Genomic DNA, 12094 nt, shown 5'->3' with positions numbered 1-12094 from the left:
AAAAGTTTTTCTACTGGGGAGCATCCCAAATGTGTAAGTTAGATCAAACCCAAATCGCAACGTGGTGGAGTAAAGCAATCGCAAGATATGGGATTGCTTCTCTACCAGAAGCTACGTGAACACTACGCTGTCGCTCACAATGACAAACATGTTCTTGCAAAATTGCGATGTTACCTTCTACTGATTGGATAAAGTCGAGCTAACTGAACAAAAATAGTAGAGCCATAAACTTGCTAAAACTATATTAAGTCGATATACCTAGAGACTGATTTTATTACAACTAAAGATATAAGAAATTTCATTCTAGAGATTGATGCAGGCGATAGCATTTTCATAGTAAAAGTAAAAACAGTGAACCTTAATAGAAGATTGTCAATAAAAAATGTAATGATTTTGCTAAAGAATTAAGGTGGTATTTGCTTATTATCCCTTACTAGTTTCGATGCAGAAATCCAAAGACAATTTCTTCGCCAGGTTCGTTTATAAAGAACTTCCAGATTGAAGCGGAGCTTGCTATTTTTGCTCTTTACCAAATAAGGTGTGAGTTTCCGCTCTCTTAGTGAAAGTTCTGCGTTGTTAAAGCTGTTATCGAGGATTTCAAATGAAAATGATTGCTTCTGTTTTATCTATCTTAAGTCCAGTACGCTTCTTAGTTGTGGCTTTTACTTGCGCCTTACTATTGTTATCTAGTGCTTTTCCTGCTTTTGCGATCGATAGCTACCAAAGTGACCCTACCGAAGCTACTACACAACTGCTTGACATTCAGGCCAAAACTGACGAAGCCGCTAAAGAACCACCAGAAGGATTGGAAAAGACTCAAAAAGAGACTAACGAAGGACTTAATGAGGTTCAGGGAGCTGCTGATATTGACAAGCAGAAGCGTCCAGAAAATTCCCAGAGTGCAACATCTGTGGAAGAAAATATAAAGAATGTGTTGGATAAAGTTACAGGTAAGAACTAAATTAATAGTTCTGGTAATTTTTCGGTAGTAATGGGTGATTGCGTAAATGCAGTGACCCATTACTAATTAGTACTGTTAACCTAGAGACTACAATTTAATTATAAAAATATGTTCACTCTGAGCATCTATGGTGAAACTGGATTTACATAGTTTTGATTAAAAATATCTTAATTGATAATTATATTTAGTATATTTTATTGTTGTAGCCAAAAAAATCAATAAAGTTCGCTAATTACTAGAATATTGGCTTAACACTACCTATTAAGGCATAGGCATATAATTAATTTCAGCCGACAATGTTACCTTTGGTTGATGTGGAATCTGCCTGGAATTTGAGAGATTAATGAATAAGTTTGCTTAGGGATGGAAAACAATGCGCTCGATAAACATTGGTTTGACTGAAGAACAGCGTCAAGGTGTAATTAATCTGTTAAATCAAGATTTGGCAGATGCTTATCTACTGTTGGTGAAAACCAAAAAGTATCACTGGGATGTCGTTGGCCCTCAGTTCCGCTCTTTGCACCAGCTTTGGGAAGAACACTACCAAAAGCTGACTCTAAATATTGATGCTTTGGCAGAGCGGGTTCGTGCTTTGGGTGGTTATCCAGTTGGCACATTGGAGGGATTTCTCAAGCTCGCTACTCTCAAGGAACATGCTGGTAATGTTCCCACAGCAACGGGGATGGTAGCTAATCTAGTGGATGATCACGAGCAGGTTATTCGTAACTTGAGAGACCATGTGGATCAGTCTGGTGAAAAGTTCCACGATCAAGGAACTGCTGACTTTCTGACTGGACTGCTGGAACAGCATGAGGAGATAGCTTGGATGCTGCGTTCATTTATTGAAGGGGAAGCACTAGATCCAGATGGTAGACAGCCAGCAGAAAAGGCTAAGACTCCTGTAGGTGTATAGCTCATAACGTCTGAGTTGAGAATGACTATCTGTGAAACCAGTTAGAAGGAGGAATCAATCCTCCTTCTAACTGCTGTGAAATAATTAATCTCCCTGCATCCACCTATTCACCATATTCATTGCAAAAATAACATAATACAAGGAGTTTTTAAGTGTCAGAAGTATATAAAGCAGAACGTACTATCTCTGCTGTATTTAAAGAGCAGAAGCAAATTGATGATGTGATTCGGCGTTTATTAGACAGGAGTGTGCCTAGAGATCATATTTCGGTCATGGGTAGAAATTTCCAGTCCGAAACTAGAATCGCTGGCTTTATTAGTAAAAAAGATGTGATTCTGGGAGGTTTGAGAACAGGAGCAGTTTTTGGTTCTTTGTTTGGTTCCTTTCTCAGCTTGCTCACGGGTGTAGGCGTACTGTTTATTCCTTTTGTCGGCCCAATTGTGGCAGCAGGGCCTATTGGTGCAGTGCTATTGGGAGCAGCGAGTGGAGCGATCGCAGGTAGTGCAGGTGCTGGTCTAGTATCGGTTCTAACTACTTTGGGGATGCCAGAAGATAAAGCGGCTATCTACCAAACCCGCTTACAAGCTGGCGAGTTCTTAGTGATGGCAGAAGTACCGAGCGATCGCGCTGGCGAATTTCAATTGTTGCTCGAAAGTGCTGGTGGCGAAGAAATTCACACAATTGAAAAAACCTTTGCTCGCCCTTGTCCTGGACAGTGCAACAGCCCACAAGACTTGTCTCCTGAAGTTCGCGCTCATCTTTCTGATGAAGCTCAACACACCTTCATTGAGCGCTATAACACTGTCTTCAATGAGAAAAATGATGAGTTCACTGCTGAACAAGCCGCTTGGGAGTCTGTTCATCAGCAATATGATGAAGATGAAAATGGGGTTTGGTCAAAAGCTAAGGTTAAAGCTTAAAGATTTCCAAAAAATAAATTATCCAATTGTATAGGGTGGGTAATTCTGCCAAGCTTTCTTTAGTTAAGGGCGGGCGAGATGCCCACCCTACAATCATTTGTGTTAGTCCGCGTTTATAGCTATTCCCGCATGGGTAAGATCCATAAAAAATAATTAACCACAGATGAATACAGATACTTGTGGGGACACGGCATTGCCGTGTCCCTACCCGTGAATATTGCTATATCTGCGGTTTTAAATCTTTATTAGGGCAATTTATAACTACCAACACGCAGATTTAACTGACCTTGGCGCGGGTTTTGGCTGAATATAAATGCACCTTCTTCACTTTCCCCACTAGATAAAAAATCGATCTGTTGCTCTCCTGTTTCTGTAACTTTACCGTTAATCAGTAACTCAGCCATAATTTGAACTGACTCGGCTGTGTCTCCTCCACTATTCACGACTTCAAAGGGAACATAAAATTGCCCATTAATTTCCCGAATTGTTTGTTTTTTGGTGACAGAAACAATGGGAGGTTGATTCTTTTCGTTCAGCCAAGTGTAGCCCACCAAACTCACAATGATTGCTAGGATAAGTGAGGCAACGCTGAATGTTACCCACTCTGCAATTGAACGCTTTGGTTGTTCTGTTTTAGTCATATTGCTAACCTTCCGGCTGCACCGCCAATAGTTGCAGGTAAGCCCAGCATCAAGGTGTGATCTAACCACATTGTCCAAGGGTCGCTAAAAGTTAACTTTTGAAAAAACCACAGCATAAAAGCGCTTGCTAGCAGTGATACTAGGTAGGACATAATGGTTTCGCTTGATGGTCGTTGGAAAATTCCCTTTTGCTGTCTTCGCTTTTGCTGGTCAGAAAAGCCTGCCTCAAATACAATGCCATAAGAAATCAGCAAAGATGTGGCGATCATTGCCAATTGCCAAGGTGGTGAGGCTGCGGCTGCAAGCATAGGAATTTCATCTGTTGGAGCAATGTTAAATGCAATTATGGTTGCACCAATTAGGGTTCCACCCACATCGGCAAAGGTGGCTTGTAACTCATCCCCTTTGTTTTTGGTTGTGCTGTTTACCTGATCGCTTGCTTGTGCTTCTGCATTGCTGTTTCTAGTATCTCCCAAAAACTGGTTGGCTAATGCTACACCGAGAGTGAAAGGCACACTTTCAAAGATGATTTTACCTAAAGATTCCTTTAGGGAAGTTTCTGGGGTCAATTCTCGCAATAGTAGCAGCACAAAGGCAGAGCAAGCTAGTCCGATCGCGATCGCTTCTACGGTATCCATTGCGGCTTCAGGAGTTAGCCAGCTATATCTGCGTTTGCGAAAGCCTTCTGTATAATTGAGCAAGTAAACCACAATAAACATTAATGCGATCGCCATCATCATCAGTTGTGGTTTTACCAATGAGCCAATCCACCAAACCTCCATTGTGTACAGTAAAGGTATACCAAATAAAAAACCTCCGCAAGCACCCCGAATGATGTCATTAATCTCACTCCTCCATGCATTTTTTTGACGTTTTGTTGTCACTCCTTTACTTTCCTTTTGTTGAAAATTTGCTTTGACTTATACTAATTCTCTATGAAGATGCATATAGCAGTCCTAAATCCTTCGTGAAAAGTTAGATCCCCGACAACTTTTACGAAGTCGGGGATCTGGACACCGCGAATTTACGATATCTTCATATTTTTTCAGTCGGGTGTTCTGTCGCACCCCGTATCTATCTTAAGATACATAATCTAGCAAATTCTTCTCTCGGTTGATGGAAGTCAAAAATAATACACTACTGTTAGTTTATGTAATAGCTGAATCAACTACAAGCTGGAAATAAAAACCATGAGTGCTGAAAAAAGAGTAGAAGCTACTGCAAAAAATATTGAAGGGAAAATTCAAGAGGTTGTGGGTGAAATAACCGGCAATCCACAAGATAAAGCTGAAGGACAAACAAAGCAAGCCCAAGCCCAAGCTACTCACACTGTAGAAAACATTAAAGACGAACTTAAGAAAGCTTTAGACTAATTTAGTTTTTGCAGTGTAAATAGTAATGTTAACGATGATTCTATTACTGATAGTCTAACATTAATTACTCCACTATCTTTTAGGAAGTGGAGTTTTTGTGTTGTTGGCGTAAAAGTTAAAAGGGTAATTACTAACAAACTGGTTCTTACCATGATTTTATTAGCAATTTGATTCAACTAAGAACTAGCACGATTAGCTAATAAGTTCCAGACAAAGATGGCAATCATTGCACCAATAACGGCAAGAATTATACCAGGAATACTAAGGGTTGCAGCAGTTAATTGAAATCTTCCTGTCTCTAAAATAGTAACTAAAATTCCCCCGATCACAGCACCTATAATACCTAAAACCATAGTTGAAAAAAATCCGCCACCCTGACGACCGGGATAAATAGCTTTAGCGATCGCTCCAGCAATTAAACCTAAAATTATCCAAGCAATAATGTTCAGCATAATTTCATCCATTAAAAAACTTAATGACTAGCTTAGAAATTACAATAGTGTTTTCCTTATACCCGAAGATACAAGTATTAAACTTCAATAAAAATTAATACTCTTTATGCTAATTAGATTGCACTTTGTTGCCAATAACTACAACCCTAATGATTATAAGTCTTGGCTACACGGGTACATAGGCGCTAGCGGCTTCCTTTAAAATACGTTTAAGATGGAAAAATATCAATAATCACTGGGAGGAATCAATCGTCATGACTGTTATTGTTGCTAAGTGGACGATTGACGAATATCACCGCATGATTGATGCTGGCATTTTGAGCGATCGCAAAGTAGAACTACTTAAGGGAGAAATTGTCGAAATGTCGCCGGAAGGGGAACCCCATGCTTATTGTAGTGATGAAAGTGGTGAGTATCTGGCAAAGTTATTGGCTGAACGTGCCAAAATTCGTCATGCCAAGCCTATCACATTACCCAACGACTCGGAACCAGAACCAGATATTGCCATTGTCCAACGTTTAGGACGCGAGTATCGAGAGCATCATCCCTATCCAGAAAATATTTTCTGGTTAATTGAGTATTCTAACTCCAGTTTAGAAAAAGATTTACAGAGAAAAAGCAAAATATACGCAGAAGCAGGTATTTTAGAGTATTGGGTTGTCAATCTCAAAAAGCTACACTTAGTGGTGTTTCGGGAAATCTTAGACGGAGAGTATGCCACAAAACTAACATTGACTATGGGAACAATTCAACCTCTGGCATTTCCAGATATTTCTGTTGCGGTGGCACAGATAATTAACAATTAAGATAATTTAAATAAAAAGTCAAATTCCATGACTTTTACCAATTACCCAATTCCGCCGGAAAAACCGGGCTAAAGCTGATTCTTCTAAAGATAGATAAATTGGGCGTCCGTGGGGACAGGTGCGAGGGTTGCGAGTGCGTTGCCAATTATCTAAAAGTGTCTGCATTTCTTGTTGGTTCATAGGTGTACCATTACGAATGGCACTGCGACAGGCGACAGCTACTTGGGCTGTTTGTAAATCGCCTCCCCAACTAAGTTCTAAAATTGCTTCTGCACAGTCGTCTCGCTGCTGCAAAGGTGCGGGTATGTTTCGCACTGCCCAAAGTTGTTCGCCAAAGGGTTCTATTTCTAAACCGATGCGTTGCAGTTGCGATACTTGCGCTGGCGACAATTGATAAAGAATGATTGGCGGTTCGACGGGGACAAGTTGCCAATCATCACACAATTGCTCATACAAAACTCGCTCATGGGCAATGTGCTGTTCCACTAACCACATACCACCTGGATGTTCCGCCACAATATAGGTGTTGCTAACTTGAGCGACAGCTTTCAAGGAGTTAGGAGAGACGCGATTAATCGCGTCTGTACAAGGATTAGGATTTTGAGAATTGAAATTGTAGCCGCCTTTGGCTTCTGCGGCTTTGAGTAATTTACTAACTCGTGTGGTGTGGACAGCTTCTTTGAGATTGCTAGAAGAAATGCTGAGTGCTTGGTTAATAGCTTGGGTAATTTGCTCTTGCCAATAAATGATTTCGTTGAGGTAAATTTCTGTTTTTGCTGGATTGCGATTCCAGTTAATTTGATTGGGGGAAATGGCAAGATGTAGGAAACAAATTGGATAGCGATCGCGTGGTAATGTTCTGTGAAATGCTGATAATATTGTTTGCTCTAGTTCTGGTGTCTTAACCATCCGTCCGTTAATGGCTACACGTACCCAATCTGGACGATGACGATGAGTGCGATCGGGTAATCCTACCACTAAAGTGAGTGAGGAGTTAGGAGTAGAGACGCGATTAATCGCGTCTGTACAGGAGTGGGGAGTAGAGACGCGATTAATCGCGTCTGTACAGGAGTTGGGAGGGTTGGGTATTTCTAATTTCACCTCTTGCAAATCACCTTGTCGCACTTGGGGTAAAATCTGCGGTAGCAATTGTCCAGTTGTCGCGGCGGGAGAGATGGTGAACCATTGACGATCATTTTGCCAAATCTGCCAAGTAACATGAGGATGACACAGGGCGATTTGGTGAATTGTGGCTTGCACGGCTTTCATTTGCTGTGCTGCTGTGGACAATCCCTGACGACGAGATGAGCAATTACCGAAAAGATGAGAAACTGTCACCACTGTACCAGGTGCGATCGCAGTTACTTCAACTTGCACAACTTCCCCACCATTGCCATAGCTAATTCGCCATCCTAATTTTCCACCCACAGGACGACTCAAAATTTCTAAATCTGCCAGAGTCGTTAAGCTATGTAACGCCTCACCACGAAATCCTAAACTGTTAATTTTCCATAAATCGGCACTAGAACGAATTTTACTGGTGCTGTGGGCTGTGGCTGCTTGTTGCAAATCATCTAGGTTCATTCCACAACCATTATCTGCCACACGAATTCGCCATTGCTGCGGCCATAAAGAAACCACAATTCGCGTTGCACCTGCGTCTAGGGAATTTTCTACTAATTCCCGCACCACAGAAGCGAAACAGTCGATTACCTCACCAGCTGTAATGAGATATACGACTTCTGTTGGTAGAGCTTGAATAGTAGATGCCATAAATTATAGTTTATAGCTTCTGGGTGCAAGGGAAGTGGGGGGAGTGAAGAAGTTGAGCCAGATGAGGAGGCGAATTTACAAAAAATTTTTCTCGCTGACGTGGTAGCATTTATGGCGAACTATGAATTACAAATTGGTATTCTATGCTTACTTGCTAGTAGAAAATTGATTCTCTAGCTCATAGCACAAAGATTCTGCTCGTTGTCATTATAGTAGAGGTCTTCAAATGACACTGCGATCGCATAATATATGTCTTGTTGGGCTAGTTTTGTTTTTAGTTAGTGTGGGTGCGAATACGACAAAAGCGATCGCCCAGACTACTTATCCATTTGATGTAGTATACAACACGGAAGTCACTCTCACACCTATCCCATCGACCGACGTATCAAAAGCATTTGTCTCAGGCTTTAATTCTGATGCTCCTTACGGTCTGAGTAACTTTTCAAGCATAAATAACTACAGCCGAACTGATCCCAATACTGGTAATCTCGTATTCTTGCAAGACCCAGCAAAATTTGGTTTACAAGGCTTGCCAATCGGCAGAGATGAGTTTTTTGGCAGTGGCGATGATAAATTATTTGGCAGCAGTAGCGCTACTGCTTCATTTGACTTTATCAACCGCCAATTAGTAGGTTCTGGTACTATAACTATCACTGGTGGTACAGGCAGGTTTAGCGGTGCTACAGGCATATTAAACTTTAGTGAAATTGAGTCACTCGATCAAGATCCAACTGCTCCCTTGAAAGGTCAAGCTTTTTTGAATGGTTCCTTCCAGACACCGCAGAAAACTCCAGAACCAAAAACTAACGCAACACTATTCGGTATATGTGTAATTGGGATTGGTTGGATCTTACGTAGACGTTACCTTTAAGGTACTGGATGAACTATGGCATTCACAAACAATATTAACAAAATATTATTCGTGGGATAGATTCAGCAAAAATCCGAATCAGTGAAAAGAAAACCACAGATAAACACCCATAAATTATAGCGGTTCCCATTCAGATGCGGTACAAAATTATATCGCAAGGTGTAGGGGCTTGTCTTTGCCCATTGGTGTCAACTTAAGCTAAAAGTAGCTTAACTGAAAGCTTCCTCACCCGCCTCGAACTAAAGTTCAAGGCTGATAGCTAAAGTCTACTGAAGTAGACTAAAGATTTTTGGCTATATTTAGTCATCAACAGAAGACTTCCGCTAAAAGCCAAGGAAGTTCAGTTCCTTGCGGGACATAGCTTTTACGTTAAGTTGACACCTATGGGCAAAGACAAGCCCCTACGGGTGTACCTCACTTTTGCAAGATATCTACTGTGCATTACAGCTTTCTCTACAGCATCAACAAAACACACTGATTAGAACATTAATAAACATTAAATCATCTTACTTTCTACTTAGGGAACTCCAAAAAATAAATTATCCAATTTCTGGACTTCACTATGACTTTCCCTCCCCCTGCCCCCTGCCTCTATAGCAATGGTATATTTTTTTATTTGGAAGTCCCTTACCTCTAGATGGTGGTTAATTACTATCCCTTGTTGCCAATACTTTAGGTGGTTCAGGTTTCAGTAACCCATTCAACAGGGATGCGGGACGTTGAGTGTAAGGCCAAGCAAAAGCATGACGGAAAGCTGCATCCTGACAAGCTTGTAGTTGTGCAAAACTGATAATGTTGTAAGTCAAGAGATTCTCATACTCAAATGGCAGACGCACATTGTGCAATCCAGCATTATCAGTACAGATAGCAATATCTACCCCAGCTTCAAAACAACGGTCAAAAACTAATTTGAGTTGACGGATATCCTGCAAAGTACCAGTTTTCAGGTAAGTTGTGGGGCAAACCTCTAAACACTGTCCGCGTTTAGCTACATCATTAAGTAACTCTGGATATAGTAGGGGAATTTGGATGCCGTGACCGATTCGCATGAGATAGGGTAACAGTTCAGGGTAACAGCCAGCAGTGGTTTCATATAGATGTCCAGTAGTTTTAACGCCCTGCGATCGCGCATAATCATATAAGCTAATCCATTCTTCTAAGCGATCGGCATAATAGCTATCACCCCCCGCTACATCTACTGCACAGACATACTGCTTATTTTGCGCCGCCAAATCAACAATCGCTTTGTTCACCTCATAAGGTAGGCGCGTGTGCATACAGAGAATTTGGCTAGTAACAATCGGATATTCTGGCTGGTGGCTGGCAAGCCCTACTACTTGCACGATTTCTGCCATCTTGTCAATTCTCTGTGATTGACTCAGATGCTCAGGTGTCCGCAAATAGGGAGTGTAGCGCAGTTCCAGATAAGCCAAATTTTCAAAAATGTAAGCACCCCGCACCAAGCGATAGATAAAGTAAGGCAAAGTCTCAACAGTTTGCACACTTTCTACCAGGGTGTGTAATTCTAGATACTCATCCAGGCTGTTGCGTGGACGGGTGTAAAAATCTTCAAATTGTGAATAGTCAGCAAAGCGGGAAATCAACTCAGAAGAATGTCGCTCGAAATATCGCCATAAAACTCGTGGTACGACCGAGCCGCCCAGATGTCTATGTAATTCAGCATATAAAGCCATAGTGGTATTTTTATGTAAAAATTTCATTGATTGTAACAAAAACATAGAAGGAAAAAATCTGGACTCGAAAAAATTTAGCTCCAGAGAAATTGGAGCGCAGGTTTTCCACCATCTGGATTTTTCAGATAAGGCTTCTGCGCTAAGGTCGGGATTTTATCCTTATTTTGTGAAAATCCAGCATTTATATAGCGTTTTGAGCATAAATAAACTTGACATCATCAAGATTAAATTGATAACATTGATATCCTTAATTTTTGTGTTATACTAGAAGAACATCGCTATTGTTGAGCAAGTGAAATATAGCAATATATTTTTCCTTTAACTAAGCAAATTCCTGGCAAGGTTGGTATTAATTGAAAATTCAAGCGTTGGAAGTCAAGGCTGGCGATCGCATTATTGCTTACTGCAACAACAAAATGCAAACCTGCAAGGTAAAACGCATTTTAGATCCCGGTCAAGCTAATATCACACTATCAGTATTCACATCTGAGAATTATCGCGGTTGCTCAGTTTCATCTATAGTCCGCTTTCAGAGCAACGCCTTAGTTGATTTGGTAAGTTAAAAATCAAGTAAACATTCAATCTCAAAAATATCTCTAGCTATTGTCCAGCCTCAAGCTGGATATAGTTATTTTAAAGGTGCGATGGCTGGGTTGGGCTACGCCTATGCACAAGACTTATCCGTTATGGATGATTTTCCAGAAAAACGCCTTCACACTATAGCAGTGCAGGCGAAAATTTTTGAACAAACTGATATTATGTTCATGCCCCGCCAAGAAATGCGAGAACTAGGCACAAAGTGATTAGAATTGTGCTTAGTTTCTAGTAGTTTGTCAAATTTAAATTGATGGGTAAGCAAGTTCGTAGTAAGGACTTTAGTCCTTAATTCCCTTGCAACCACTCATCCAAGCGAGACATTTCCACTGCACGGTTCAACAGCAATCCATTCACCTCGTTTGAGCCGGAGTGGAGGGCGAAAATATAATACTTGCCGTTTATATTACCGATAATTGCACCTCCAGAAGCACCGTGATTAGTATCACAGTTGTGGTACAACAAATTATCCTGACGGCGGAGGATACTGCATTCTAGATGAACGCCAGCAGTCATACTTTTACCAGCAGTATAGCCGTAGCCATTTTAATTAGGACGCAGCTTGCTTGAGAACGATTTCCATAGCATCACGTAAATTATCAGATTTAAGTAATAGCTTGCGAATTCTGCTTTTTAAAGTCGCCCAACACTTTTCAATCCGATTGAGGTCTGGCGAGTAGGGCGGCAGGTAAACTAGCTGACACCCTGCGGCTTCAATTAATTGGGCAATCCGACCGCCATGATGAAATGTCGCATTATCTACAATTACCCACTCACCCGGACGCAACACCGGAATCAAGCAAGTTTCTAACCAGGTTTCAAACACAGTACGGTTACACGCCCCCTCAACCGTAAATGGGGCAATCAGTTGCCGATCTCGATAGCCAGCGATCATATTAATACGACCCTGCCGCCGACCTGATTTGAGGTCGTAGAAGCGCTCTCCAGCAAGGGAGTAGCCGTAACCGTAGTTATCGCGTTCATCCATACCAGATTCATCGACATATATCAGATGAGGGGCTTTTGGGTTATCTAGTTGCGCTAAGAATGCCGCCCGTTTGGCCTCATCTCGCTGGCTATACCCGTATGTTTTTTT

15 protein-coding genes are annotated in these 12094 nt (G+C 41.3%); 8 read left to right on the top strand and 7 right to left on the bottom strand.

Annotated features, from left to right (window positions below):
• Nucleotides 1-601 precede the first annotated feature (601 nt).
• The 3 genes from LC653_RS20900 (at nucleotide 602) to LC653_RS20890 (ending at nucleotide 2794) form a co-directional block, all read left to right on the top strand.
• Nucleotides 602-961 (top strand): hypothetical protein, encoded by a 360-nt coding sequence (locus LC653_RS20900; protein WP_229496714.1) that lies wholly within the window; start codon nucleotides 602-604, stop codon nucleotides 959-961.
• A gap of 373 nt (nucleotides 962-1334) precedes the next feature.
• The gene (locus LC653_RS20895) at nucleotides 1335-1874 is read left to right on the top strand and encodes a Dps family protein (protein WP_229496713.1); all 540 of its coding nucleotides are present in this window, start codon (nucleotides 1335-1337) and stop codon (nucleotides 1872-1874) included.
• Nucleotides 1875-2026: 152 nt separating this feature from the next.
• On the top strand, nucleotides 2027-2794 hold the full coding sequence (locus tag LC653_RS20890; protein WP_229496712.1) for a ChaB family protein: 768 nt from the start codon (nucleotides 2027-2029) through the stop codon (nucleotides 2792-2794).
• A gap of 245 nt (nucleotides 2795-3039) precedes the next feature.
• Here LC653_RS20890 and LC653_RS20885 read toward each other — a convergent pair whose 3' ends face one another.
• Together LC653_RS20885 and LC653_RS20880 are read right to left on the bottom strand one after the other, a co-directional pair.
• Entirely contained in the window at nucleotides 3040-3435 is a 396-nt protein-coding gene (locus LC653_RS20885; protein WP_229496711.1) for a TIGR02588 family protein, read from the bottom strand.
• Nucleotides 3432-4319 carry a TIGR02587 family membrane protein gene (locus tag LC653_RS20880; protein ID WP_229496710.1) on the bottom strand — a complete coding sequence of 296 codons (888 nt, stop codon included), beginning with the start codon at nucleotides 4317-4319 and terminating at the stop codon, nucleotides 3432-3434. The genes LC653_RS20885 and LC653_RS20880 overlap by 4 nt, the downstream gene beginning before the upstream one ends.
• Nucleotides 4320-4625: 306 nt before the next feature.
• Between LC653_RS20880 and LC653_RS20875 the strand changes: the two genes are divergently transcribed.
• Complete coding sequence (locus LC653_RS20875) at nucleotides 4626-4808, top strand: CsbD family protein (protein WP_100901031.1); 183 nt, start codon at nucleotides 4626-4628, stop codon at nucleotides 4806-4808.
• Between the two features lie 176 nt (nucleotides 4809-4984).
• Here LC653_RS20875 and LC653_RS20870 read toward each other — a convergent pair whose 3' ends face one another.
• A complete protein-coding gene (locus tag LC653_RS20870; protein ID WP_229496770.1) occupies nucleotides 4985-5257 on the bottom strand; it encodes a GlsB/YeaQ/YmgE family stress response membrane protein in 273 nt (90 codons plus the stop codon).
• Nucleotides 5258-5514: 257 nt separating this feature from the next.
• On the opposite strand from LC653_RS20870, the gene LC653_RS20865 reads away from it, so the two are divergent.
• Complete coding sequence (locus LC653_RS20865; RefSeq protein ID WP_229496709.1) at nucleotides 5515-6066, top strand: Uma2 family endonuclease; 552 nt, start codon at nucleotides 5515-5517, stop codon at nucleotides 6064-6066.
• An 18-nt stretch (nucleotides 6067-6084) separates the two neighbouring features.
• Here the strand turns inward: LC653_RS20865 and mutL are convergent, their stop codons facing one another.
• A complete protein-coding gene (gene mutL / locus LC653_RS20860; protein WP_229496708.1) occupies nucleotides 6085-7839 on the bottom strand; it encodes a DNA mismatch repair endonuclease MutL in 1755 nt (584 codons plus the stop codon).
• A gap of 226 nt (nucleotides 7840-8065) precedes the next feature.
• Here mutL and LC653_RS20855 point away from each other — a divergent pair, with 226 nt between their 5' ends.
• Nucleotides 8066-8710 (top strand): hypothetical protein, encoded by a 645-nt coding sequence (locus LC653_RS20855; protein WP_229496707.1) that lies wholly within the window; start codon nucleotides 8066-8068, stop codon nucleotides 8708-8710.
• Nucleotides 8711-9354: 644 nt separating this feature from the next.
• Here LC653_RS20855 and LC653_RS20850 read toward each other — a convergent pair.
• The gene (locus LC653_RS20850) at nucleotides 9355-10404 is read right to left on the bottom strand and encodes an adenosine deaminase (protein WP_229496706.1); all 1050 of its coding nucleotides are present in this window, start codon (nucleotides 10402-10404) and stop codon (nucleotides 9355-9357) included.
• Nucleotides 10405-10757: 353 nt separating this feature from the next.
• Between LC653_RS20850 and LC653_RS20845 the strand changes: the two genes are divergently transcribed.
• Both LC653_RS20845 and LC653_RS20840 read left to right on the top strand, forming a co-directional pair.
• Nucleotides 10758-10967 (top strand): hypothetical protein, encoded by a 210-nt coding sequence (locus tag LC653_RS20845; protein ID WP_094352741.1) that lies wholly within the window; start codon nucleotides 10758-10760, stop codon nucleotides 10965-10967.
• 81 nt (nucleotides 10968-11048) lie between these two features.
• Entirely contained in the window at nucleotides 11049-11207 is a 159-nt protein-coding gene (locus LC653_RS20840; RefSeq protein ID WP_229496705.1) for a hypothetical protein, read from the top strand.
• 79 nt (nucleotides 11208-11286) lie between these two features.
• On the opposite strand, the gene LC653_RS20835 is transcribed toward LC653_RS20840, so the two are convergent.
• Together LC653_RS20835 and LC653_RS20830 are read right to left on the bottom strand one after the other, a co-directional pair.
• Nucleotides 11287-11514, bottom strand: coding sequence for a trypsin-like serine peptidase (locus LC653_RS20835; RefSeq protein ID WP_229496704.1), 228 nt, complete (start codon nucleotides 11512-11514; stop codon nucleotides 11287-11289).
• A gap of 34 nt (nucleotides 11515-11548) precedes the next feature.
• The coding region (locus LC653_RS20830) for an IS630 family transposase (protein ID WP_229496703.1) at nucleotides 11549-12094 on the bottom strand (546 nt) is incomplete at its 5' end.

This window comes from Nostoc mirabile CHAB5784 (genome assembly GCF_020829645.1).
In the GTDB taxonomy this organism is placed as follows: Bacteria; Cyanobacteriota; Cyanobacteriia; order Cyanobacteriales; family Nostocaceae; genus Nostoc; species Nostoc mirabile.
Note: the sequence above shows the minus strand (reverse complement) of the source record. Positions and strands in the feature narration are given on the sequence as shown.